The 23,018-nt window shown below is 71.7% G+C and carries 27 protein-coding genes; 17 read left to right on the forward strand and 10 right to left on the reverse strand.

Annotated elements, in window-relative coordinates:
• Nucleotides 1-13: 13 nt before the first annotated feature.
• Genes EFK50_RS12705 through EFK50_RS12715 form a run of 3 tightly spaced genes read left to right on the forward strand, consistent with a single transcriptional unit; the run spans nucleotide 14 to nucleotide 3,685 of the window.
• Nucleotides 14-1,114, forward strand: coding sequence for an NAD(P)H-dependent amine dehydrogenase family protein (locus EFK50_RS12705; protein ID WP_123227911.1), 1,101 nt, complete (start codon nucleotides 14-16; stop codon nucleotides 1,112-1,114).
• Entirely contained in the window at nucleotides 1,107-3,062 is a 1,956-nt protein-coding gene (locus EFK50_RS12710; RefSeq protein WP_123227912.1) for an oxidoreductase, read from the forward strand. Before EFK50_RS12705 ends, EFK50_RS12710 begins: the two co-directional genes overlap by 8 nt.
• Complete coding sequence (locus EFK50_RS12715; protein WP_221177372.1) at nucleotides 3,059-3,685, forward strand: PaaI family thioesterase; 627 nt, start codon at nucleotides 3,059-3,061, stop codon at nucleotides 3,683-3,685. Before EFK50_RS12710 ends, EFK50_RS12715 begins: the two co-directional genes overlap by 4 nt.
• A gap of 3 nt (nucleotides 3,686-3,688) precedes the next feature.
• Here the strand turns inward: EFK50_RS12715 and EFK50_RS12720 are convergent, their stop codons facing one another.
• From EFK50_RS12720 to modA, 4 genes are read right to left on the reverse strand one after another with little or no spacing between them, the layout of a single operon-like run.
• Nucleotides 3,689-4,093, reverse strand: coding sequence for a hypothetical protein (locus EFK50_RS12720; RefSeq protein ID WP_123227914.1), 405 nt, complete (start codon nucleotides 4,091-4,093; stop codon nucleotides 3,689-3,691).
• 12 nt (nucleotides 4,094-4,105) lie between these two features.
• Nucleotides 4,106-5,152, reverse strand: coding sequence for a sulfate/molybdate ABC transporter ATP-binding protein (locus EFK50_RS12725; RefSeq protein WP_123227915.1), 1,047 nt, complete (start codon nucleotides 5,150-5,152; stop codon nucleotides 4,106-4,108).
• Nucleotides 5,149-5,937, reverse strand: coding sequence for an ABC transporter permease (locus EFK50_RS12730; protein ID WP_123227916.1), 789 nt, complete (start codon nucleotides 5,935-5,937; stop codon nucleotides 5,149-5,151). Before EFK50_RS12730 ends, EFK50_RS12725 begins: the two co-directional genes overlap by 4 nt.
• Before the next feature lie 39 nt (nucleotides 5,938-5,976).
• Entirely contained in the window at nucleotides 5,977-6,756 is a 780-nt protein-coding gene (modA, locus tag EFK50_RS12735) for a molybdate ABC transporter substrate-binding protein (RefSeq protein WP_183407802.1), read from the reverse strand.
• 110 nt (nucleotides 6,757-6,866) lie between these two features.
• Here modA and EFK50_RS12740 point away from each other — a divergent pair, with 110 nt between their 5' ends.
• Complete coding sequence (locus EFK50_RS12740) at nucleotides 6,867-8,060, forward strand: oxidoreductase (RefSeq protein WP_123227918.1); 1,194 nt, start codon at nucleotides 6,867-6,869, stop codon at nucleotides 8,058-8,060.
• Nucleotides 8,061-8,063: 3 nt separating this feature from the next.
• Here EFK50_RS12740 and EFK50_RS12745 read toward each other — a convergent pair whose 3' ends face one another.
• The gene (locus EFK50_RS12745) at nucleotides 8,064-8,645 is read right to left on the reverse strand and encodes a hypothetical protein (protein ID WP_148046146.1); all 582 of its coding nucleotides are present in this window, start codon (nucleotides 8,643-8,645) and stop codon (nucleotides 8,064-8,066) included.
• A 59-nt stretch (nucleotides 8,646-8,704) separates the two neighbouring features.
• Between EFK50_RS12745 and EFK50_RS12750 the strand changes: the two genes are divergently transcribed.
• Genes EFK50_RS12750 through mshB form a run of 3 tightly spaced genes read left to right on the forward strand, consistent with a single transcriptional unit; the run spans nucleotide 8,705 to nucleotide 10,858 of the window.
• Nucleotides 8,705-9,565, forward strand: a complete 861-nt coding sequence (locus EFK50_RS12750) for a thioesterase family protein (RefSeq protein WP_123227920.1) — start codon at nucleotides 8,705-8,707, stop codon at nucleotides 9,563-9,565.
• On the forward strand, nucleotides 9,565-9,945 hold the full coding sequence (locus tag EFK50_RS12755) for an NUDIX domain-containing protein (RefSeq protein WP_123227921.1): 381 nt from the start codon (nucleotides 9,565-9,567) through the stop codon (nucleotides 9,943-9,945). Before EFK50_RS12750 ends, EFK50_RS12755 begins: the two co-directional genes overlap by 1 nt.
• Nucleotides 9,946-9,955: 10 nt before the next feature.
• The gene (mshB, locus tag EFK50_RS12760) at nucleotides 9,956-10,858 is read left to right on the forward strand and encodes an N-acetyl-1-D-myo-inositol-2-amino-2-deoxy-alpha-D-glucopyranoside deacetylase (RefSeq protein ID WP_123227922.1); all 903 of its coding nucleotides are present in this window, start codon (nucleotides 9,956-9,958) and stop codon (nucleotides 10,856-10,858) included.
• On the opposite strand, the gene EFK50_RS12765 is transcribed toward mshB, so the two are convergent.
• Complete coding sequence (locus EFK50_RS12765; protein WP_148046147.1) at nucleotides 10,855-11,859, reverse strand: GNAT family N-acetyltransferase; 1,005 nt, start codon at nucleotides 11,857-11,859, stop codon at nucleotides 10,855-10,857. The genes mshB and EFK50_RS12765 overlap by 4 nt on opposite strands.
• Nucleotides 11,860-11,950: 91 nt before the next feature.
• On the opposite strand from EFK50_RS12765, the gene fdxA reads away from it, so the two are divergent.
• Nucleotides 11,951-12,283 carry a ferredoxin gene (gene fdxA, locus EFK50_RS12770; protein ID WP_123228651.1) on the forward strand — a complete coding sequence of 111 codons (333 nt, stop codon included), beginning with the start codon at nucleotides 11,951-11,953 and terminating at the stop codon, nucleotides 12,281-12,283.
• On the forward strand, nucleotides 12,280-13,386 hold the full coding sequence (gene dapC / locus EFK50_RS12775; RefSeq protein ID WP_123228652.1) for a succinyldiaminopimelate transaminase: 1,107 nt from the start codon (nucleotides 12,280-12,282) through the stop codon (nucleotides 13,384-13,386). The genes fdxA and dapC overlap by 4 nt, the downstream gene beginning before the upstream one ends.
• 126 nt (nucleotides 13,387-13,512) lie before the next feature.
• On the opposite strand, the gene EFK50_RS12780 is transcribed toward dapC, so the two are convergent.
• Together EFK50_RS12780 and dapD are read right to left on the reverse strand one after the other, a co-directional pair.
• Nucleotides 13,513-14,352 carry a hypothetical protein gene (locus EFK50_RS12780; protein WP_246004140.1) on the reverse strand — a complete coding sequence of 280 codons (840 nt, stop codon included), beginning with the start codon at nucleotides 14,350-14,352 and terminating at the stop codon, nucleotides 13,513-13,515.
• A gap of 14 nt (nucleotides 14,353-14,366) precedes the next feature.
• Nucleotides 14,367-15,323, reverse strand: coding sequence for a 2,3,4,5-tetrahydropyridine-2,6-dicarboxylate N-succinyltransferase (gene dapD, locus EFK50_RS12785; RefSeq protein ID WP_123227924.1), 957 nt, complete (start codon nucleotides 15,321-15,323; stop codon nucleotides 14,367-14,369).
• A gap of 51 nt (nucleotides 15,324-15,374) precedes the next feature.
• Here dapD and EFK50_RS22665 point away from each other — a divergent pair, with 51 nt between their 5' ends.
• The 5 genes from EFK50_RS22665 to EFK50_RS12810 are packed head-to-tail and all read left to right on the forward strand — an operon-like array spanning nucleotide 15,375 to nucleotide 19,054.
• On the forward strand, nucleotides 15,375-16,079 hold the full coding sequence (locus EFK50_RS22665) for a VOC family protein (protein WP_246004141.1): 705 nt from the start codon (nucleotides 15,375-15,377) through the stop codon (nucleotides 16,077-16,079).
• Between the two features lie 58 nt (nucleotides 16,080-16,137).
• Nucleotides 16,138-17,199: a succinyl-diaminopimelate desuccinylase gene (dapE, locus tag EFK50_RS12795; RefSeq protein ID WP_123227925.1), complete on the forward strand. Its 1,062-nt coding sequence runs from the start codon at nucleotides 16,138-16,140 to the stop codon at nucleotides 17,197-17,199.
• Nucleotides 17,196-17,942: an LOG family protein gene (locus EFK50_RS12800; RefSeq protein WP_123227926.1), complete on the forward strand. Its 747-nt coding sequence runs from the start codon at nucleotides 17,196-17,198 to the stop codon at nucleotides 17,940-17,942. The genes dapE and EFK50_RS12800 overlap by 4 nt, the downstream gene beginning before the upstream one ends.
• Nucleotides 17,942-18,283: a DivIVA domain-containing protein gene (locus tag EFK50_RS12805; RefSeq protein WP_123227927.1), complete on the forward strand. Its 342-nt coding sequence runs from the start codon at nucleotides 17,942-17,944 to the stop codon at nucleotides 18,281-18,283. Before EFK50_RS12800 ends, EFK50_RS12805 begins: the two co-directional genes overlap by 1 nt.
• Before the next feature lie 12 nt (nucleotides 18,284-18,295).
• Nucleotides 18,296-19,054: a M14 family zinc carboxypeptidase gene (locus EFK50_RS12810; protein WP_123227928.1), complete on the forward strand. Its 759-nt coding sequence runs from the start codon at nucleotides 18,296-18,298 to the stop codon at nucleotides 19,052-19,054.
• A 103-nt stretch (nucleotides 19,055-19,157) separates the two neighbouring features.
• Here EFK50_RS12810 and EFK50_RS12815 read toward each other — a convergent pair whose 3' ends face one another.
• Both EFK50_RS12815 and EFK50_RS12820 read right to left on the reverse strand, forming a co-directional pair.
• Nucleotides 19,158-19,949: an enoyl-CoA hydratase-related protein gene (locus EFK50_RS12815; protein ID WP_123227929.1), complete on the reverse strand. Its 792-nt coding sequence runs from the start codon at nucleotides 19,947-19,949 to the stop codon at nucleotides 19,158-19,160.
• Nucleotides 19,946-20,731 (reverse strand): PaaX family transcriptional regulator, encoded by a 786-nt coding sequence (locus tag EFK50_RS12820; RefSeq protein WP_123227930.1) that lies wholly within the window; start codon nucleotides 20,729-20,731, stop codon nucleotides 19,946-19,948. Before EFK50_RS12820 ends, EFK50_RS12815 begins: the two co-directional genes overlap by 4 nt.
• A gap of 127 nt (nucleotides 20,732-20,858) precedes the next feature.
• Here EFK50_RS12820 and EFK50_RS12825 point away from each other — a divergent pair, with 127 nt between their 5' ends.
• The 3 genes from EFK50_RS12825 (at nucleotide 20,859) to EFK50_RS12835 (ending at nucleotide 22,978) form a co-directional block, all read left to right on the forward strand.
• Nucleotides 20,859-21,026: a DUF3117 domain-containing protein gene (locus EFK50_RS12825; protein ID WP_123227931.1), complete on the forward strand. Its 168-nt coding sequence runs from the start codon at nucleotides 20,859-20,861 to the stop codon at nucleotides 21,024-21,026.
• Nucleotides 21,027-21,119: 93 nt separating this feature from the next.
• A complete protein-coding gene (locus EFK50_RS12830; protein ID WP_246004142.1) occupies nucleotides 21,120-22,628 on the forward strand; it encodes a leucyl aminopeptidase family protein in 1,509 nt (502 codons plus the stop codon).
• On the forward strand, nucleotides 22,625-22,978 hold the full coding sequence (locus EFK50_RS12835) for a hypothetical protein (protein WP_123227932.1): 354 nt from the start codon (nucleotides 22,625-22,627) through the stop codon (nucleotides 22,976-22,978). Before EFK50_RS12830 ends, EFK50_RS12835 begins: the two co-directional genes overlap by 4 nt.
• Nucleotides 22,979-23,018 lie beyond the last annotated feature (40 nt).

Below are 23,018 nucleotides of genomic sequence, written 5' to 3' on the forward strand. Positions count from 1 at the left end.
CGAACCTCAGCCCATGGCTGACCCTTACCCCTCCACGTCCGGACGACGCGTCCGGATCTTCCAGGTCGCGACCGGCAACGTCGGCACCGAGATGATCGGCCGGATCCAGCGCCACCCGGACCTCGAGCTGGTCGGCCTGCACTGCTACACCGCGGACAAGATCGGACGCGACGCCGGCGAGATCGTCGGGATCGACCCGATCGGCCTGGTCGCCACCGGCACGATCGAGGAGATCATCGACGCCGCTCCCGACTGCGTCACCTTCCACGGCGTCTGGCCGGACTTCGAGCTCTACGAACGGGTCCTCGAAGCCGGCATCGACATCGTCACCACCGCCGACCAGGTCACCGGCCACCACCGCGACAAGAACCACCCGCTCCCCGACGGCCGGGTGCCGACCGAGGTCCTCGAAGCCGCCTGCCAGCGCGGCGGATCGACCTTCTACGGCACCGGGATGAACCCGGGCCTGGCGCAGGTCCTGAGCATCGTGCACACCAGCGACGTCGCCGACATCGAGAAGGTCACCTGCATCGAGTCCGTCGACGTGTCCTGCCACCACTCCGTCGACACCTGGGTGAACTGCGGCTTCGGCGCGCCGGCCGACGACCCCGAGCAGCTGCGCAAGCTCGAGCTCGGGACGACGGTCTTCGGCGACGGCGTGCACCTGATGGCCGACGCCCTCGGCCTGGAGCTGGACTCCGTGGACTTCGAGGGCGAGCTCGGCGCCTGCACCGAGGACGTCGACCTCGGCTGGTTCCGGTTGCCGAAGGGCTCCGTCGGCGGAGCCGCGTTCCGGTACGTCGGCAAGGTCGGCGGCGTTCCGCGGGTCGTGCTCGGCCTGGAGTGGCAGATGACCCCGAAGACCGAGCCGAGCTGGGACGTCAAGGGCTGCTACATCACCCAGATCGACGGCGACCCGATCGTCTACAGCAAGCACATGATCATCCCCCGGCCGGGCACCCCGTTCGACGCGGACGCCTTCGCCGCGATCGGGATGACCGTGACCGGGATGCCGGCACTGAACGCGATCCGCGCGGTCGTCGAGGCCCGGCCCGGGCTGATCACCAGCGCCGACCTGCCGCTGCGAGCCTTCGGTGGCAGGTTCCGTGCCTGACTACCCGCACCTGCTCGCTCCTGGCCGGATCGGGTCGATGGAGCTGCGCAACCGGCTGGTGATGTCGCCGATGGAGACGATGTACGGCACCCCGGACGGCCTGCCCTCGGCGCGGACGATCGCCTACTTCGCGGAACGCGCGGCGGGCGGCGTCGGTCTGATCACCGTCGGCGCCACCGGGATCGACCACCAGCACCCGGAGACGCCGGGAGGCCTGCACCTCGGCACCGACGCCTCGGTCGCGGCGCACCGGGCACTGGTCGAGGCGGTGCACGCGCACGGGGCGAGGATCCAGCCGCAGATCGTGCATGCCGGACCGGACGGACTCGGCCCGGAGATGCACGGGGTGACCTCGCTCGGCCCGTCGGTGATCCCGTCGTACCTGACCGGGCGGCCGTCGGAGGAGATCAGCGTCGAGCAGTTCGGCGCGGTGCTGGACCTCTACAAGGCGGCGGTCCGGCGCGCCCGCGAGGCCGGGTACGACGGCATCGAGCTGCACGCCGCGCACGGCTACATGATGCTCGGCTCGTTCCTGGCGCCGCAGCGCAACCGGCGCACCGACGCCTATCGCGGGGACACCCCGCAGGGTCGTCTCCGCGCGGTCTTCGAGGCGCTCGCCGCGATCCGCGCCGAGGTCGGCGACGACTTCCCGGTCACGCTGCGGATCTCCGGGTTCGAACGCGTCGCCGGAGGCCGGCCGATGTACGAGACCGCCCAGTCGGCGCCCGCGCTGGTCGAGGCCGGCGTGGACGCGTTCCACGTCAGCGGCGGGGTGATCGACCGGCTGGTCAGCAAGATGGTCAACGGGTCCGACGACGGCGACGGCCTCAACCTCGGTGCCGCGGCCGCGGTGCGCCAAGTCGTCGACGTGCCGGTGATCGCGGTCGGCCGGCTGCACGACCCGGACCTGGCGGAGCAGGCTCTCGCCGACGGTCGTGCCGACTTCGTGGCGATGGGCAGGCCGCTGCTGGCTGACCCGGAGCTGCCCCGCAAGCTCCGCGACGGCGGCCGGGTCCGCCGCTGCATCTCGTGCGAGAACTGCATCGACTCGCTGGAGCAGCGGTTCTCGGTCGACTGCGCCGTCAACCCGCGGACCGGCGCCGAGGCCGACCTCCCGCTCGGGCCGACCCGCGCGGTGCGGCACGTCGTCGTGGTCGGCGGCGGCCCCGGCGGGATGGAGGCGGCACGGACCGCGGCCGGCAAGGGCCACCGGGTCACGCTGCTGGAGGCCGACGGCGAGCTCGGCGGTGCGTTCCGCTGGGCCAGCGCCGCGCATCCGGACAACGCGCCGTTCATCGAGTACCTGCGCGCCGAGCTGGCGGCCGCCGCGGTCGACGTACGGCTCGGCGAGCGGGCGACGGCGGACACCATCGCCGCGCTCGACCCGGACGCCGTGATCGTCGCAACCGGTGCCCGGATCGCCGGTGCCGCGATCCCCGGCAGCGACCTGCCGCACGTCGTGGACGGTGCCGGGATGCGTGCCCTGCTGGCCGGCCCGGACCTCGCGCTGGGCAGGAGGGTGACGGTGCTCGGCGGCGACCTGGCCGGGGTGGCTTTCGCGGTGCTCGCGGCGGAGCGGGGGCACGCGGTCGCGGTCGTCGAGCCCGGCCGGGAGCTGGCGCCGGAGATCGGCTGGAAACGGAAGACCGAGGAGATGAACCGGCTCGACCGGCTCGGCGTCACCGTGCACGTCGGCGCCGTCGTCGACCGGATCGAGGCGGGTGCCGTGGTCTTCGCGCCGTACGGGTCCGGGCCGCGGCCGCTGCCGAGCGACTCGGTGGTGATCGCCGGCGTCCTCGAACCCGAGCTCACCCTGTACGACGAGATCCGGGCCCGGCTGCCCGGCGTACCGGTCGAGGCGATCGGGGACGCGACCGGACTGGGCCTGGTGCGCAAGGCAACAGCGGACGCCGCCCGTGCGGTGGCCGCGCTGGAGGAGGAGCAGTGAACTCAGAGATGTTCCGGTTCGTCGACCTGAGCGACGCCGAGGTGGATGCGCTCGAAGCCCGCTACGGACCGCTGGGCGCGTCGCTGCGCGAGCTGGTCGACGCCGCGATCCGGACCAACGCCGGCGACGCCGAGGTCCGCGACGCGGTGGCCACCATCGAGGCGCTCACCGAGAAGCTGCGCATCGACCAGATCGAGGGCGCCTCGGGCGTGCACTACAACGAGGCCGGGCGCAGCTGGAGCTGGGGCAACGCCGCGATCGGGCTCCGCAACGCGGTGGCGCCGCCGATGGACGTCCAGCAGTCCGAGAACGGCGACACCTACGCCGAGGTGCACCTGGGTGCGGCCTACGAAGGCCCGCCGGGGATGGTGCACGGGGGCGTGAGCGCGCTGCTGCTCGACCACCTGATGGGGGTGACGGCGAGCCGGATGACGAAGGTGACGTTCACCGGCACGCTCACCTTGAAGTACCGCAACCCGCTGCCGCTCGGCCGGGTGGTGCTCTCCGGCGAGGTGTCGGGGGAGGAGGGCCGCAAGGTCTTCGTGGCGGCGCGGATCGAGGGCGACCAGGGCATCGCGGTGGAGGCCGACGGGATCTTCATCGTCCCGGTCTGGTCGGAGTAGCGCCTACCTCCGCTGGCAGAGCACGTCGGCGGTCACGGTCTCGTCCTTCGTGATCGTCGTCCGGGCCGGATCGGTGGCGCAGCGCGCCTTGCCGCCCTGGTACGCCGGCGAGGTCGCGGTGACGACGTACGCGCCCGGCGACAGCTGGATCGCGTACCGGCCGTCGGCGCCGATGTCGGCGCGGAGCACCTCGCCGCCCGGGCCAGCGATCCGCAGCTTGCCGGAGATCAGCTCGTCCTCGGTGCCGGCCGGTCCGCCGACCGCGAGCAGCCGGCCCTCGATGGTGCCGACCGCCGGTCCGCCGACCGGGGCGCTCGTCTGCCCAGACGGTGTCGACGCGGGCTTCTCGTCACCGCCGCATCCGGTGAGGGCGAGGGCGAGGACGGCGAGGAGCAGGGCAGGTTTCACGGGAGAAGCATGCTACAACCGGTAGATCGCGACCTCGGTCGCCTTCACCGTCAGCTGGGCCGCCGTCCCCAGGACCAGGTCGAGCGCGGCGACCGAGTGCGCGGTGACGTCGGCGCTGAGCTGGCCGGCGCGGACCCGGATCAGGTCTCCGAGCGGCTCCAGGTCGTCGATCGTGGTGGCGAAGACGTTGCGGGGGCTGCCGACCGGGCGCTCCAGGTAGACCGCCACCGCGTGCGGCCGGAACGTCGCCACCACCAGGTCGCCGACGGCCGGCTCGGGGCCGGCGACGATTCCGTGCACCTGGCTGCCGTCGGGGAGCACCGCATGATCGCCGCGCCAGGTGCCGTGCAGCAGGTTGAGCCCGGCGAGCCTGGCGGCGAACGCGCTGCGCGGCTGGGCCAGCACCTCGCCACTGCGTCCCTCCTCCACCACGCGGCCCTCGTCGATCACCAGCACCCGGTCCGCGAGCAGCAGGGCGTCGAGCACGTCGTGGGTGACCAGGACCGTCGTCCGGTCGGCGAGCACCTGGCGCAGGGTCTGCCGCAGAGCGGGGGTGACCGCGACGTCGAGCGCGGCCATCGGCTCGTCGAGGAGCAGCAGGTGCGGTTCGGCCGCGAGCGCCCGGGCCACGGCGATCCGCTGGGCCTGTCCGCCGGAGACCTCGCCCGGCTTGCGGTCACCCAGCTCGGCCGCCCCGACGCGGTCCAGCCAGGCATCCGCGGCAGCGCGGGCCTCGGTGCGCGACCGGCCACGGCTGCGCGGCCCGAAGGCAACGTTCTCCCGGACGCTGAGGTGCGGGAAGAGCAACGGCTCCTGCGCGAGCAGCGCCACCTCGCGCAGGTGCGGCGCGAGGTCGACCCGCTCGTCGGTCGCGACCAGGGTGCGATCGTCCAGCACCACCCGGCCGGTGTCGGGACGGAGCAGGCCGGCGATCACCGAGAGCACCGTCGACTTGCCGGCTCCGTTCGGGCCGAGCAACGCCAGCGTCTCGCCGGTGGCGACCTCGAACGCGACCTCCAGCCCGCGGTCCGCGACGGTCGCGGTGAACTCCAGGCTCATCGGGCTGCTCGTTCCGGTCGCAGCCAGGCGATCACCAGGACGGCGACGACCACCAGGACCAGAGCGAGGGCGACAGCGGCGTCCGGGTCGGACTCGCGCTGCAGGTAGATCTCCAGGGGGAGCGTCCGGGTGACGCCCTGCAGGCTGCCGGCGAAGGTGATGGTCGCCCCGAACTCGCCCATCGCCCGGGCGAACGACAGCACCGCTCCGGCGAGCAGTCCGGGGAGGACCAGCGGCAGGGTGATCCGGCGCAGCACGGTCGTCGGGCGGGCGCCGAGCGAGGCGGCGACTGTCTCGTACCGGTCGCCGGCGGTCCGCAGCGATCCCTCCAGGCTGACTACCAGGAACGGGAGCGAGACGAAGGTCTGGGCGAGCACGACCGCGATCGTCGAGAACGCGATCCTGATGTCCAGGACCTCCAAGGTGTGGCCGAGCAGCCCCCGGCGCCCGAAGGTGTACAGCAGCGCCAGCCCGCCGACCACCGGCGGCAGCACCAGCGGCAGCAGCACCAGCGAGCGCAGGATTCGCTGCCCGGGGAAGGTGGTGCGCGCCAGCACCAGCGCCATCGGTACGCCGATCAGCACGCAGAGCGCCGTACTGGCGGCGGAGGTGCGCAGGCTGAGCGCGAGCGCCGCGCGGGAGGACTCCGAGGTGATCAGGTCGAGGAAGTTCGCCCAGTCGACCTTGGCGACGATGGCGACCAGGGGGAGCAGGACGAAGGCGGCCCCGAGCGCCGCGGGGGCGTAGAGCCATCCGGGCAGACCGGCGGTCCGGGTGCGGCTCATCGGGTGCGGCTCATCGGGCGGCTCTCACGCCTGGTGAGTCTAGGGCCGGGCGAACCCGGCGGCGGAGAGCACGCCCTGGCCGACGCTGCCCAGGACGAGCTGGACGAACGCGGCCGCGAGGTCGGCGTTCTTGCTGTCCTTGACGGTGGTGATCGGGTACAGGTTCACCGCGGAGGAGGACTCCGGGAAGACGATCCCGTCGACGGTGTCGCCGGCGGCCTTCACGTCGGTGACGTAGACCAGGCCGGCCTCGGCCTCACCCGCCGCGACCTTGGCCAGGACGTCCTTGACCGACTGCTCCTCGCTCACCGGCTTCAGGGTCACGCCGGCGGAGCTCGCGACGGTCCGGGCCGCGCTCCCGCACGGCACCTCGGGAGCGCAGATCACCAGGTCCACGCCCTTGCGGGCGAGGTCGGCAAAGGTGGCGATCTTCTCGGGGTTGCCCGGCGGGGTGACGATCTCCAGGGTGTTGGAGGCGAAGTTCTCCGGCTCCTGACCGTCCAGGTCCGCGGCCGCCAGCTTGTCCATGTTCTTGGTGTCGGCCGAGGCGAAGACGTCGGCGGGAGCGCCCTCGGTGATCTGGCTGACCAGGTCGGAGGAGCCGGCGAAGTTGAAGGTGACCTTGACGCCGGGGTGGTCGGCCTCGAACTTCTTGCCGAGCTCGGTGAAGGTGCCGGTCAGCGACGCGGCGGCGAAGACGGTGAGGGTCTTCTCCTTCGTCGATCCGGAGTCGTCGGAGCCGCAGGCGGCCAACGAGGTCGTGGCGACGAGCGCGGCGAGTACGGCGGCAAGGAAGGGGGCGCGTCGGGAGGTAGTCACGGAGCCATTCCACCACGTCGTCCGCAGATGCGGACATCAGGACCATGATGAACCGCGAATGCGGATAGAGATTGACCGCCGTCAAAACTGAAACGAGTTACAGTTTCGCCATGGTGAACAACGTCTTCGAGCCCGCTGACCTGGGCCCCGTCCGGCTGCGCAACCGGACCGTCAAAGCAGCCACCTTCGAGGGGCGGACGCCGTACGGGCTGGTCACCGACGAGCTCATCGACTACCACCTGGCGCCGGCCCGCGGCGGTGTCGGCCTGACCACCGTCGCATACCTGGCGGTCGCGCCCGAGGGCCGCACCCAGAAGGAGGTCATCGTCGTCAACGACGAGTCGGCCCCCGGCCTGGCCCGGCTCACCGACGCGATCCACGAGACCGGTGCCAAGGTCGCCGGCCAGCTCGGCCACGCCGGCCCGGTCGCCAACGGGCGCTCCAACGGAGTCCGGGCCCTGGCCGCCTCCAAGATGCCGTCGCCGCTGAGCATGCAGATGATCAAGTCCTGCACGGCCGCGGACATCGACCGGATCACCGAGGACTACGTCCGGACGGCCCGGATCATGAAGGCCAGCGGGTTCGACGTGCTGGAGATCCACATGGCGCACGGCTACCTGCTCAGCTCGTTCCTGGCGCCGGGACAGAACCGCCGCAAGGACCAGTGGGGCGGCTCGCTGGAGAACCGCGCCGCCTTCGCCCGGCAGGTGGCGAAGGCGGTCCGCGAGGAGGTCGGCGACAGCGTCGCGGTCACCGCGAAGATCGGGATGACCGAGGGGTCGCCGGTGGGCTTCTCGATGCCCGAGAGCCTGGAGTTCGCCAAGATGCTCGAGGCCGACGGCCACCTGGACGGGCTGGAGCTCAGCGCCGGCTCCTCGCTGCTCAACCCGATGTACCTGTTCCGCGGCGACGTCCCGCTCAAGGAGTTCGCCGCGTCGATGCCGATGGCCGTACGACTCGGGTTGCGGACCCCGGTCGGCAAGCGTTTCTTCAAGGCGTACCCGTTCGAGGAGGCCTACCTGCGGGAGAAGGCGCTCGCGTTCCGGGAGGCCGTCTCGATGCCGCTGATCATGCTCGGCGGCATCAACGACAAGGAGACCATGGACCGCGCGATGGCCGAGGGGTTCGAGTTCGTGGCGATGGGCAGGGCGCTGCTGCGCGAACCCGACCTGGTCAACCGGATGCAGGCCGGCGAGGCGAGCCGCGGCAAGTGCATCCACTGCAACCAGTGCATGCCGACGATCTACAACGGCACCCGGTGCACGATCGTGACGCCGGAGCCGCTGAACATCGTCCCCGTCTGAGCCCTACTCGTCGCCGGCGAACGCCGGCTGCCCGGGCGGGTTGACCACGACGAAGACCGTCTCGTCGGACGGGTCGGTCGCCATCGATCCGGAGACCGGGCCGTCGAAGACGACGTCCCAGTGCACCTTCTCGTAGGCCAGCGTGTAGGTGACGTCGGTCCGGACCGTGTAGCCCATCTGCGGCAGCACCCGCTTGTAGAACGCGAGCACCTCCGCCGGGTCGGTGGTGTGGATGTCGAACTGCCAGGTCTCCTCGATCGCGCCCGGGTCCTTGACCTTCGCGCCCTTCGGGATCGGGAAGCCCTGGATCGTCCGGGGCGCCTCGCCGCCGGCGGTGAGCTCGGAGGCGCCGGGGACGGCGGTCAGCGTCGCGGTCGGCTTGATCGTCGCGCGGGCCTTGGGCTTCTCGAGCTTCACGTTGCCCGGGAGGTCGCTCTCCTCGGTCGCCGTCGCCGAGGGAGTCGGGCTCGGCGCGGGGGTGTCGCCGACCGCGGCAGGCGCGTGCTCGTCGGCGCCGCAACCGGGGAGGAGGAGGCATGTGAGCAGCGCGACAGCCGCTACGGGCAGCCTGCCTCGAACGGACACCGCGGTTCCCCCTACAGTCGATCTGGATCGATTCGACCGTACCGGACAGGTGAGCCTTGATGACATTCGAGTACGACCGGGACACCGCGCTGCGGCCCCGCGGCGACGGCGCCTATGACGCGGACCTCGCCCCGGGGTGGCTGGTCGGTGGCGGCGTCAACGGCGGCTACCTGCTCGCGATCATCGGCAACGCCGTCGCCGCCGAGCTCGGTACGGCGCAGCCGGCGAAGCAGCACGTCGACCCGTTCTCGGTCAGCGCGCACTACCTGAGCGCCTCGACCGCCGGGCCGGCGTACGTGCGCACCGAGGTGGTCCGCTCGGGCGGCCGGTTCTCCACGGTCGCCGCCACCCTGCTCCAGGACGTGGACGGTACGCCGGTGCCGCGGATCGCCGCGCACGCCACCTTCGGGAACCTCGACAGCGCCCACGACGCGAAGAGCGACCTGGAGGCGAGCGCCTTGGGCCTGGCCCTGGAGGCGCCGGTGCTGCCGCCGCCGGAGGAGTGCCTCGAGTCCCGGGACGCGCCGCCCGAGGTCAAGAAGATCGCCCCGCTGCTGGACCGGTTCGGGACCCGGTTCGACCCGGAGACCGCCGGGTGGGCGGTCGGTGAACCGAGTCGCCGCGGGGTGATCCAGGGCTGGTTCAAGCTCGCCGACGACCGGCCGCTCGACCCGATCTCGCTGCTGATGGTGGTCGACGCGCTGCCGCCGACGACCTTCGACCTCGGCATGCCCGGCTGGGCTCCGACCCTGGAGCTGACCGCGCACGTGCGGGCCAAGCCGGCCCCCGGGTGGGCCATCGTGCGGCACCGGACCCGGACGGTGGCCGGCGGACTCTTCGAGGAGGACTGCGAGGTCTGGGACTCGACCGGCACGCTTGTCGCCCAGTCCCGCCAGCTGGCCCTGCAGCCGCGGTCCTGATGCTCGTCGTCGGGGTCGCGATCGTGCGCGCCGGGCGGGTGCTCGCCGCGCGTCGTACCTCCGGGGGCTGGGAGTTCCCCGGCGGCAAGGTCGAGCCCGGTGAGGATCCGGCTGCGACCGCGGTGCGCGAGATCGCCGAGGAGCTCGGCTGCGTCGTCGAGGTCACCGGCTGGCTCGACGGCGTCGTCCCGATCCGTGAGGGTCTGGAGCTCCGGGTTGCCACCGCGCAGCTGGTCGACGGCGAGCCCGTCCCGAACGCCGGCGACCACGACGAGCTGCGCTGGTTGGCGGGTCCGGAGATCGGCGCGGTGGAGTGGCTGGCGGCGGACCGGCCGTTCGTGGTCGAAATCACCGCGCTGATTGTCGAGGGGCCCGACTAGGGTTTCGGGCATGACCAAGCACATCCTGCTCGTGCACGCCCACCCCGACGACGAGAGCATCGGCCAGGGCGCCACCATGGCCAAGTACGTCGACGAGGGAGTCGGCGTCACGCTGGTGACCTGCACCGGCGGCGAGATGGGCGAGATCCTGGTCCCGGAGCTGGCGCACATGGCGGCCGACCAGGACGACACCCTCGGCGAGCAGCGCAAGATCGAGCTGGCGAACGCGATGGCCGAGCTCGGCGTCACCGACTTCCGCTACCTCGGCGGCTTCGGGACCTACCGCGACTCCGGGATGAAGTGGCACGACGACGGGCACGCGGTCGCCGCCGACGACGTCCACGAGAACGCCTTCTGGCACGCCGACCTGACCGAGGCGGCCAGCCACCTGGTCTCGGTGATCCGGGAGGTCCGGCCGCAGGTGCTGGTCACCTACGACGAGTTCGGCGGCTACGGCCACCCCGACCACATCCAGGCGCACCGGGTCGCCACCTACGCCGTTGCGCTGGCGGCGGTGCCGTCGTACCGGCCGGACCTGGGGGAGGCGCACGACGTCGCCAAGGTCTACTGGGGCGCGATGTCGGCCAGCCGGATGCGCGACGGGCTGCGCCGGCTCCGCGACGCCGGCGACACCACCACCTTCGAGGGCATGGACCCGGACAACCTGCCGCCGTTCGTCACCGAGGACGAGAACCTGGCCGCGATGGTCGACGGCAACAAGTACTACGAGCAGAAGATGGCCGCGCTCAAGGCGCACGCCACCCAGATCACCACCGACGGCCCGTTCTTCGCGCTGAGCAACAACCAGGGCAGCGAGGTCTGGGGGAACGAGTTCTTCCGGATCGCCAAGGGGAGCAAGGCCGGTCCGTTCAACGAGTTCGGGCTGGAGACGGACCTCTTCAACGGGGTCTAGCCCGCCGGCGCAGTCAGGTGGCGGTACGCGTGGTGCCGCTCGAAGCCGAGCCCGGCGTACAACGCCTGGGCGGCAACGTTGTCGGCGACCACCTGGAGCAGGAGCACGCTCGCGCCGCGCTCGGCCGCCCACTCGACCAGCCCCGCCATCATCGTGCGGGCGAGCCCCCGGCGGCGGTGCTCCTTCGCGACCAGCAGGTCCGCCACGAACGCCCAGTCGTCGCGCAGGCCGATCCTGCCGTGCGCGAGCTGCTCGCCGTCCGCGTCGATGGTCGCGAAGGTGGCGTCCGACAGGGCCAGTGAGGCCGCCACGGCGTCGTAGTTGGCGAGCGCGTGCTCGTTGCCGGTCAGCCACTCCCGGCTGATCCGGTCGGCGTGGGTGACGATGCCGGTGTCGACCGGTCCCAAGGCGCGCTGGACCGCGGCCACCCCGGCGAGCAGCACCTCGGTGTCCGCCTCGCCGGGCCGGAGCACGGTCCAGCCGCGCTCCTCCAGGGCGATCTGGACCTCGGACCCGACGATCACCTGGGCGCAGGCGGCCCGGCCCCGGTCGGCGTAGAACTGCACGGTGTGCGCGATCGCCTCGTCGAGCGGGACTCGGGGATCGCCAACCGGCAGCAGCGAGTTCGGCCGGGCGTTCACGCCGCCGGTGTAGCGGAGCACCCAGTCGCCGATCTGCTCGGTCTCCCGTGGCACGAAGAACGCGGTGGCGCGGTCCTCGACCTCGTCGGCGGACAGCCGGGCGAACCGCGACGGCCGGGGCGGGACCGGCTTGCCGGAGACAATGTCGGCGAGCGCAATCGTGGTCAGCACGCCGTCCTCGCCGCGGATCCCGGTCTCCGTCGGCCCCCAGGACTCGCAGATCCCGAGCAGGTCGGTCATCGCCGGACCGCCGCTCGGGCCGGTCTGCCCACGCAGCAGCCGCCGGACGACGACCCGCTTCCCGACCACGTGCGGACCCAATCCGTGGGCCCCGCCGGAGGGCTCCTCGAATTTGATCACGTGTCGAAACGCGGGACTGCCTTCAGGACTCACGTTCGGGATACTAGGCTTGCCCCAGTCCACTCCGGACACGTACCTCAGGAGGACCCAGGTGACCTACGTCATCGCCCAGCCTTGTGTAGATCTGAAGGACCGCGCCTGCGTCGACGAATGTCCCGTCGACTGCATCTACGAAGGCAAGCGGATGCTCTACATCCACCCCGACGAGTGCGTCGACTGCGGTGCCTGCGAGCCGGTCTGCCCGGTCGAGGCCATCTACTACGAAGACGACACCCCGGGTGAGTGGAAGGAGTACTACGACGCGAACGTGCACTTCTTCGACGACCTGGGCTCCCCGGGTGGCGCGGCGAAGACGGACTTCACCGAGCAGGACCACCCGATGATCGCCGCGCTGCCGCCGCAGAACCAGGACAAGGAACACTGACCGTTCTCGGTCGCGTTTCCGGCCGGCTCCCGGACTTTCCCTGGGACCACCTGACGCCGTACGGCGATCAGGCGCGCGCGCATCCTGACGGGATCGTCGACCTCTCGGTCGGCACCCCCGTCGATCCCACCCCCGAGGTGGTGCAGCGCGCCCTGATCGCCTCGGCGGACTCACCCGGCTACCCGACCACCATCGGGCTGCCCGAGACGCGGCAGGCCTGCATCGACTGGCTCGCCCGGCGCTTCGGCGTCACCGGGCTGGGCCTGGACGGCGTGCTCCCGGTGATCGGCTCGAAGGAGCTGATCGCCTCGCTGCCGACCCACCTCGGCATCGGACCGGGCGACTTGATCGTCCAGCCCGAGCTGGCGTACCCGACGTACGAGGTCAGTGCGGCGCTGGTCGGCGCGCGAGTGATCGCGACCGACTCACTGACCGCGCTGGGACCCGAGGTGCCGAAGATCCTCTGGATCAACTCGCCCTCGAACCCGACCGGCAAGGTGCTGCCCGTCGAGCACCTGCGCAAGGTCGTCGACTGGTGCCGCGAGCGCGGCGTGCTGCTGATCTCCGACGAGTGCTATCTCGAGCTGGTCTGGAACGACGAGCCTGCCGTGTCGGTGCTGCACCCGGACGTCTGCGGCGGCTCGACCGAGGGCATCCTTGCGGTGCACTCGCTCTCCAAGCGCTCCAACCTGGCCGGCTACCGCTGTGCGTTCGTCGCGGGTGACCCTGCGGTCATCGGCGAGCTGCTCGCCGTGCGCAAGAACCTCGGTCTGCAGCTGCCCGGCCCGCAGCAGGTCGCGATGGTCGCCGCGCTGAACGACGACGCGCACGTCGACGAGCAGCACGCCCGGTACGCCGCCCGTCGTACCCGGCTCAAGGCGGCGCTCGAAGCCGCCGGCTTCCGGATCGACCACTCCGAGGGGTCGCTGTACCTCTGGTCGACCAGGGAAGAGCCCTGCTGGGACACCGTCGCCTGGCTCGCCGAGCGCGGCATCCTGGTCGCTCCCGGGTCGTTCTACGGCCCCGCCGGCAGCCAGCACGTCCGGGTCGCGCTCACCGCCACCGACGAGCGCATCGACGCCGCCATCACCCGATTGACCTAGTTCGAACGGGCCCGAAGTGTCGTCGAGTGGGCCCGATCTGATTGTCGAGTGGGCCGGATCTGTCGTTCGACCGTTCCATCGCCAGACCCTCGGCCTACTCGAGGTGCAACTCGGGCCCACTCGCGGTCAGCCGAGGTTGACCTCGACCCGGCTGTCGATCGCGTTCGAGCCGGTCCAGCCCTTCTCGGAGTTGCGGCCGGTGCGCCAGGTACGGCCGTCGAAGGAGACCTCCTGGATCTTCAGCGGTCCGGCGAACGCGACCAGGTACTGCGCGATCGCCCAGCCGAGCCGGTTGCCGACCTTGCCGTTCGCGACCGGGATCAGCAGGTCCTCGCGGGCGCCGGTCCGGTCGACCGCGGTGGTGCCGAACGCCTCGTCCAGGGACTTGCTGACGGCCTGGGCGCGGCCACTGCCTTCGGGCTCATCGACGACGCAGGTGAACGCTCCGCCCGGGCTGTAGCCGGTCAGTGCCGAGGAGAGCGCGCGGGCGTCCGGGGCGTGGTCCTCGTAGGCCTCCGGGAACCCGGAGCGCTGCACCTTCTGGGCGGCCTCGGTGATCCGCATCGTCTCGTAGCCGTCGATGTGCTCCAGCGCGGCGTAGAACTTGTTGATCGAGTAGTGCTCGTCGCGGATCTGCGCCACCGTGCCCCAGCCCTGCGAGGGCCGCTGCTGGAAGATCCCGATCGAGTCCCGGTCGCCGTGCGCCAGGTTCTGGATCTTGCTCTCCTGGTACGCCGTGGCCAGGGCGATCGAGACCGCCCGCGCCGGCAGCCGGCGCTGGAGTCCGATCGCCGCGATCAGGGCGGCGTTGCGGCCCTGCTCGGAGGAGAGCGGCACCTTGCGCCCGCCGACCACGGCCGAGCACTGCTCGGGGTCGGGCAACGGGCCGGTGCCGCGCCAGATGGCCACGCCGACCCCGGCGATGAGGGCGAGGACCGCGAGGAAGACCAGCGAACGGGTGCGCAAGTGGGACCGCGGTCTCAGTTCGCGTGCAGGTCGGCGTTGAGGGTGATGCCCTCGGCCCGCCACGGCACGGCCTCGACGGTCCCGCTGACCGAGTTGCGGCGGAACAGGATGTTCGACTGACCCGACAGGGTCACCGCCTTGATCACCTGGGGCTTGTTCTCGATGTTCCTGATCGTCACCTTGGTGCCGGCGGTGACGTAGCAGCCGGCCTCGACCACGCAGTCGTCGCCGAGCGAGATGCCGATCCCGGAGTTGGCGCCGAGCAGGCAGCGGCTGCCGATCGAGATGACCTGGGCGCCGCCGCCCGAGAGCGTGCCCATGATCGAGGCGCCGCCACCGACGTCGGAGCCGTCACCGACGACCACGCCGGCCGAGATCCGGCCCTCGACCATCGAGGCGCCCAGGGTGCCGGCGTTGAAGTTCACGAAGCCCTCGTGCATGACGGTGGTGCCGTCCGCGAGGTGCGCGCCGAGGCGGACCCGGTCGGCGTCGGCGATCCGGACGCCGGCCGGCACGACGTAGTCGGTCATCCGCGGGAACTTGTCGACCCCGAACACCTGGACCGGGCCGCGTGCGCGGAGCGCCGTACGGACGTCTTCGAAGCCGGCCACCGCGCAGGGGCCGTGGCTGGTCCAGACGACGTTGCTGAGCAGGCCGAACACGCCCGTCAGGTTCTGCCCGTGCGGGGCGACCAGGCGGTGGCTCAGCAGGTGCAGGCGGAGGTACACGTCGGCGGCGTCGACGGGCTCGTCGGCCAGCACGATCTCGGTGCGGACCACCTCGGTGCGGACCTTCCGGGCGTCGTCCTTGCCCTCGAGCGCGGTCAGCGAGGCAGGGGCGGCAGCGTCCGCGGGAGCCGGTCCGAGCGCGGGGGCCGGGTACCAGGTGTCGAGGGTCGAGCCGTCGTCGGCGATGGTCGCGAGACCGAAGCCCCACGCGTGGGTGGCAGGGGTGCTGGACGGCGCAGACATGTCGTTCAGGCTACCGGGCGGGACCTACCCCGTTCGTGGCAGGCTGCGGTGATGGGACAGCGGACAGCCATCGCGACCTTCAAGGAACTCTGCCTCGACAGCCACCCCGCGCGGGGTCAGGACCTGACCGCCCTGGGCCGGTTCTGGGCCGCGGCGACCGGCTGCGCGTACGAGCGCGGCGACGTGCGGTACCCCGGTGACGTGGTCGGCGCCGAGGAGGGCATGGGCATCGCGATCTGCCCGGTCCCTGAGCCCCGGACGGTCAAGCACCGGGTGCACGTCGACGTCGCGACCGACCGCGTCGACGCTCTGGTCGCGCTCGGCGCCACCGTGCTGCGGGAGCCGACGGCCGAGGACGAGTGGACCGTGCTGGCCGACCCCGAGGGCGGTGAGTTCTGCGCGTTCGTGCGGCCCGCGGAGAAGCTGTCGTCGTACCGGACCCTGGAGCTAGCCGTGGACGCGGTCGACGCCGCGGCGATCGGCGCGTGGTGGGCGGACGTGTTCGGGGCCGAGCTGCACCGCAAGTCCGGGACGTCGTGGCACTGGATCGAGGACGTCCCCGGGATGCCCTTCGACGCCTGGGTCTTCGGTGACGTCCCCGAACCGAAGACGGTGAAGAACCGCTGGCACTGGGACCTGTACGGCGAGGTGCCGGACTTCCTCGCCCGTGGCGCCACCCTGCTCTGGGAGCAGCCCCGCTGGACCGTCCTCGCCGACCCCGAGGGCAACGAGTTCTGCGTCTTTCCCCGGACCTGAGCGCCGGATTCGGCCAGGGTGGCACGGCTGCTACCCGGAGGGCTGACAAGATGAAGACATGGCCCTGGATCTGACCGCGGACGTGGTCGCACTGACCGAGACGCTGGTGAACATCGAGTCGGTCAGCCTGGACGAGCGCGCGATCTGCGACGCGGTCGAGGCCGCGCTGGCGCCGCTGACCCACCTCAAGACCGTCCGGATCGGGAACACCCTGGTCGCCCGCACCGAGCTCGGCCGCGCGGAGCGGGTCGTGATCGCCGGTCACCTCGACACGGTTCCGCTCAACGACAACCTGCCGGCGCGCAACGACGGGACCCTGCTGCACGGCCTCGGCACCTGCGACATGAAGGGCGGGGTCGCGGTCGCGCTGCGGCTGGCGGCAACCTTGCCCGATCCGGTCCGGGACGTCACCTACGTCTTCTACGAGGGCGAGGAGATCGCCTCGGTGCACAACGGGTTGCGTCTGGTCGCCGAGCAGGAGCCGACCCTGCTCGAGGCCGACTTCGCGATCCTGATGGAGCCCTCGGACGCGGTCGTCGAGGCCGGGTGCCAGGGCACCCTGCGGGTCGAGGTCACCGCGACGGGGGAGCGGGCGCACTCGGCGCGGTCGTGGCGCGGGGTCAACGCGATCCACGGCGCCGGCGAGATCCTGAACCGGCTGGCGTCGTACCAGGCCCGGCTGCCGGTGATCGACGGGCTGGAGTACCACGAGGGCCTCAACGCGGTGCTGATCAACGGCGGGGTCGCGACCAACGTGATCCCGGACCGCTGCACCGTCACCGTCAACTACCGGTTCGCCCCCGACCGGAGCGAGGACGAGGCGCTGGCCTTCGTCCGCGACTTCTTCGCCGGGTTCGACGTGGTCGTCACCGACTCCGCTCCCGGCGCGCTGCCCGGTCTGGGCGTCCCCGCCGCGGCGGCCTTCGTGGCGGCGGTCGGCGGTGAGGTGAACCCCAAGTTCGGCTGGACCGACGTCGCCCGCTTCACCGGCCTCGGCATTCCCGCGGTCAACTTCGGACCGGGCGACCCGATGCTCGCCCACAAGCAGGAGGAATACGTGCCGATCGAGCAGCTCCGCGTTTGCGAGTCCACCCTGCGCCGCTGGCTGGGGGAGCAGTGAGCACCGGCGAGGGCCGGCCGGTCAAGCGCAAGGGGCCGACGTTCCTGCGCGACACGCAGGTCGACCTCTCCACCACCGACCAGCGGCTGCTCGACGACCACGGCCGGGCGGACTGGCTGCACACCGACCCCTGGCGGGTGCTCCGGATCCAGGCCGAGTTCGTCGAGGGCTTCGGCGCCCTGGCCGAGCTGGGCCCGGCGATCGCCGTCTTCGGGTCGGCGCGGACCAAGCGCGAGGACCCCTTCTACGCGAAGGGCGAGCAGATCGGCGCCAAGCTCGTCGAGGCCGGGTTCGCGGTGATCACCGGCGGCGGCCCCGGTGCCATGGAGGCCGCCAACAAGGGGGCGTCCGAGGCGGGCGGGGTCAGCGTCGGACTCGGCATCGAGCTGCCGTTCGAGGACGGCGTCAACGACTACGTGAACATCGGCGTGAACTTCCGCTACTTCTTCGCCCGCAAGACCATGTTCGTCAAGTACGCCCGCGGGTTCATCGTGCTGCCCGGCGGGATGGGCACCTTCGACGAGCTGTTCGAGGCGCTCACCCTGGCCCAGACCCAGAAGATCACCTCGTTCCCGGTGGTCCTGGTCGGCATCGACTACTGGTCCGGTCTACTGGACTGGCTGCGCGGGACGGTGCTCGCCGACGGCAAGATCTCCGAGGCCGACCTGGGCGCGCTGGTGCTGACCGACGACGTCGACGAGGCGGTCGCGATCATGGCGGCCGGGAAGGCGACGAGCTCGTGATGACCTGGCTGCTCGTGGTGCTGATCCTGCTGGTCATCGGCGGGGTCGCGGTGGTCGCGACCGGCGCCGGTGACCCGCTGGCGCCGGCGTACGACGACCGGCCGGACGTGCCGCTGCCGACCGACCGGCCGCTGACCGCCGAGGACCTGATGGAGGTGCGTTTCACCTCGGTCGTGCGCGGGTACCGGGCCAGCGAGGTGGACGCGCTGATCGCCCGGCTGGCGCAGCAGCTGTACGGCCAGCGCGCGGCCGGGAACGCGGCGCCCGCCCAGGGCCCCGTCCACGACCCCGCCCAGGACCCAGCCCAGGACCCCGCCCGGACCGACGAGCCGCCGGCCTAAGGAGCTTCTCGCATGCGTTTCTCGGGATCGGCGCTCGGCGTCGTACTCGTCGCCCTGATCCTCGGCCTGCTGGCCGCGCCCGTGCGCGCCGAGACCGGTACGACGGAGCGGGCCGCCGCGCCGACGGTGAACGAGATCCGGATCTTCGGGCGTTCGGTCAAGGGGCGGGCGCTGCGGGCGTACCGGGTCGGCGACCCCGCCTCGAAGACCAAGGTCGTGATGATCTCCGGCATGCACGGCAACGAGCCCGGCCCGGCGCGGATCCTGGAGCGCCTGATCCGCGGCGGCCCGATCGCCGGCGCCGACATCTGGCTGGTGCCGTACCTCAACCGGGACGGGCTCGCCCGGCACACCCGCAAGAACGCCCGCGGGGTCGACCTGAACCGCAACTTCCCGGTCAGCTGGGTCCGCCGTCCGGGGCACTACAACTCAGGTCCGCGGCCCGCCTCAGAGCCGGAGACCCGGTCGCTGATCCGGTTCCTCGGCAACGTCCGGCCGACGTACGTGATCAGCATGCACCAGCCGCTCAACGGGGTGGACACGTCGTACGGGAAGGCTCGTCCGCTGGCGCTGCGCCTGGTCGAGGGCCTGCGACTGCCGGCGAAGGTGTTCCACTGCAACAGCGGGTGCCACGGCACCATGACGCAGTGGTTCAATCGGACGTACGCCGGCGCGGCGCTGACCGTGGAGTACGGCGCTCGGATGACGACCACTCAGGTCTACCGCACCGGTCCGACCGGTTTGCTCGGATCCGTGTTCGCATCCCGCTGATCGTTGGGGCCGGTGTTCTGGTCGCTCCAGTCGAGTGCGGCCCGATCAGAAGGGCCGACTCAAGGGACAAGAACGGCCCGTTCAACGGGCAAGAAGGGCCTACTCAACGACCTTCGAAGACCGGCTTCTCCTTGGCGAGGAAGGCGTCGACGGCGCGGCGGTGGTCGGCGCTCGCACCGGTGAGGTTCATCTTCGATCCCTCGTACGCCAGCGACTCGTCGAAGTCGTGCGTGGCCGAGAAGTTCACCGACTGCCGGATCGAGGCGTAGGACAGCGTCGGCCCGGAGGCCAGCTTCGCGGCCAGGGCGGCGGCCTCGGCGGCCAGGTCCGCGTCCGGGACGACCCGGGTCGCCAGGCCGAGGCCGAGCGCGTCGGCGGCCGGGATCGTGCTCGGGAAGTAGAGCAGCTCGATCGCCTTGGCCTGGCCGACCAGGCGCGGCAGCGTCCACGAGGCACCGGTGTCGCAGGAGAGCGCGACGCCCGGGAAGGCCAGGTTGAACCCGGCCGACTCCGCGACGATCCGCAGGTCGCAGGCGAAGGCGAGGCTGGCGCCTGCACCGGCGGCGACGCCGTTGACCGCCGCGATCACCGGCTTCGGCATCCCGGCCAGCGTGCTCACGATCGGGTTGTAGTGCTTCTCGACGGTGGTGAACAGCTCGTCCGAGCTGCCGGAGTTCAGCAGCTCGACGTGCTCCTTCAGGTCCTGGCCGACGCAGAACGCCCGGCCGCTGCCGGTCAGCACGACCGCACGGACCTCGGTGTCCTCGGCGGCTCGGGTGACCGCCGCGAGGAGCGCCTCCTTGGCGGCGATGTTGAGCCCGTTCATGCCCTCGGGGCGGTTCAGCGTGATGGTGGCGACGCCGCCGTCGACCTCGTAGATGACGGGCTCGGTCATGGGGTGGCTCCTTCTCGGGTCAGGCACTGGTCGATGAATCGGGTGGCGGCGGGACGCAAGCGGTCCGCGTGCTCGTCGAAGAACGCGGCCGCACGGGCACCCGGCCAGTCCGCGGGAAGCAGGACGGCCGGAAGCCCCGGATCGGTGAAGAGGAACTTGCGCCAGCTGTGCAGCAGCTCCGAGCGTACGACGAAGGCCTGCTCGTCGCTCACCGGGCCGGTCGCGACCAGCTCACCGGCCTCGGCCAGCCAGGTGCGGTAGGCCGCGGCGAGCGTGTCGACGTCGAACGCCTTGAGCAGCAGGCTGCTCGGCGCGGCATCGGTGGCGCTGAACGAGACCACCGGGACGGCCTCGTCGAGGAGGAGCTGGTCGACCTCGCCGGAGTGGTGCGGGCTGATCCAGGTGCTGTCGCTGATCGGCGCCATTCCGAGGAAGCGCAGCTGGTTGCGGACCCGTTCGCGCCGGACCCGGTCGGCGATCGGGCTCAGCACCCGGACCTGCCAGCGGCCGTCCCACCCGGCCGGATCGGTGCGGTAGATCCGAGCGGCGGCCTCGTCGAGGCGGGTCCGGGCGCGTTCGGTGAGGGCGTATCCGGGGCCTTCCGGGGTGGGATCAGCGACCAGCCAGCCCTGCGCGACCATCCGCGAGACGGCGGTCCGGGCCGCCGGCGCGCGCACCCCGAGAGGCTCCAGCATCCGGATCAGGGCAGCGACCGGAGCACTCCCGCCGCGGGTGCGCAGGTGGTCGCCGTACAGGTCGAACAAGGCTGATCTGGCATGCACGGAGCCGAGTCTGCCGTACCCGGATCTCGCACGGATTGTCCGAGGCCATGCCTGATAGGGAATAATGGGTGCGAACAGCGTCACATCTGCTCGGCGCTTTGATTCAGTCTGAGGAAGAGGTGTGCGCATGGCGGCGATGAAGCCGCGGACCGGCGACGGGCCGCTGGAGGTCACCAAGGAAGGTCGTGGCATCGTCATGAGGGTTCCCCTCGAAGGCGGTGGACGGCTCGTGGTCGAGCTCAACGCGGAAGAGGCTCGCGCACTCGGAGACGCTCTGAAGGACGTGGTCGGCTGACGCCGGGCACCCACCATCACGACCGCGTCGACTGACGCGACCGAAGGCCCCGACCCCGGTTTGCCGGGGCGGGGCCTTCGGTATTCTCACCTGGTGCCGTCGCCTTCCGCCGTGATTCCTCCGGCTTTCGTGCTCTCCTCGGGCCAGGTCGGCGCTGCTGCCGGCCTGGTGGCGCTACCGCTCCTGGACGACGACGGGGCCCTGACCCTCGGGCCGGGCGCCGCGGACCTCCAGGACCAGCTGGGCGACCTGGACCTGCTGGCGATGTTCGAGCAGGCCGGGGCCGGCACCGCGGCCGGCCAGGTGGCCAGGCTGCCGCTGCCCGGCCGCACCGTGCTCGGCATCGGGCTCGGGGACGGCGGCTCCGACGCCCACCGCGCCGCCGGTGCCGCGCTCGCCCGGGCGGCCGTCGGCGCCGACGAGGTCGTCTCCACGGTCCAGGCCACCGCCGACGACGACGGCCTGACGGCCTTCGTGGCCGGTGCCGTGCTCGCCTCGTTCCGGTTCACGCTGCGCACGGCCCCCGCGGACGGTACGACGGACGCCCCGGTCGGCCGGATCGTGCTGGCCGGCACGGCGCCGGAGCGGCAGGACGTGCTCGACCGGGCGACGGCGATCGCCCGGGCCAGCGCCGAGGCACGTCGGCTGGCGACCACGCCGTCGAACATCAAGTCCCCGAAGTGGCTGGCCGACGAGGCCGGCCGGCTGATGACCGGCGACAGGGTGCGGACGAAGGTCTGGGACCGGGCCGCCCTGGAGAAGGACGGCTTCGGCGGGATCCTCGCGGTCGGGCAGGCGTCGTCCACGCCGCCGTACCTGGTGCAGGCGGAGTACTCGCCGGCCAAGGGTGCGCGGCGGGCTCCGCACGTCGTCCTGGTCGGCAAGGGGATCACCTTCGACACGGGCGGGCTCTCGATCAAGCCCGGCGAGTCGATGGTCACCATGAAGCGCGACATGACCGGCGCCGCGGTGGTCGCCGCGACGATGAGCGCGCTGGCCGCCGTCGACTGCCCGGTGCGGGTGACCGGGCTGATGCCGATCGCCGAGAACGCGATCAGCGGCAGCGCGCTGCGGCCCGGGGACGTGATCACGCACTGGGGCGGCCGCACGACCGAGGTCACCAACACCGACGCCGAGGGCCGGCTGGTGCTCGCCGACGGGCTCGCCTACGCGGCGGCCAGGCTGAAGCCGGACCTGCTCGTCGACGTGGCCACGCTGACCGGTGGCATCAAGGTCGCGCTCGGCCTGAGCACCGGCGGCTACTTCGCGACCGACGACGCGGCGGCAGCGGCGCTCGAGCAGGCCAGCATGGTCTCCGGCGAGCGGCTGTGGCGGATGCCGCTGGCCGAGGAGTACGAGAGCTTCCTGGCCTCGAAGGTCGCCGACGCCGACAACGCCCCCGGCCGGGCGCCGGCGATCACCGCCGCGCTCTTCCTGCAGCACTTCACGAGCTCGCTGCCGTGGGTGCACCTGGACATCGCGTCGGTCGGCGACGCGCCCCGTGACGCCGGCGAGTGGACGCCCGGGCCGACCGGCTTCGGGGTCCGGCTGCTGCTGCACTGGCTCGGGTCGGCAGCACCCCTGGAAGGAGTGGGACGATGATCGAGGAGTACGCCGGCCTGACGGTCCGCTGGTCGCTGGCCGAGGCGGCCGACGGGGTCGAGGAGGCGCTCGTGGACTACGTCGCCACCGTCTCCCACGCCCGGTTCACCGAGATGGAGGGCCTCCGGCTCAAGACCTGGCGGATGCGGCGCGGCGAGTGGTTCGAGGGGTGCTACGTCTTCGTCGACGACGCCGTCCGAGCCGAGTTCCAGGCGTCGTTCGCCGCGATCGCCGCGGAGTCGCCGGGGTCGCAGATCATCGGCTCGCCGCCGATCCTGATCGAGGAGTGCATGGTCGTCGCGCTCGCCGAGGGCGGTTCCGGCGCCCGGGCCTTCACCACCCGCGGTTGAGTAGGCCCGATCTGTCTGCTGAGTAGGCCCGATCTGTCGG

This window comes from Nocardioides marmoriginsengisoli (genome assembly GCF_003725695.1).
GTDB lineage: Bacteria > Actinomycetota > Actinomycetes > Propionibacteriales > Nocardioidaceae > Marmoricola > Marmoricola marmoriginsengisoli.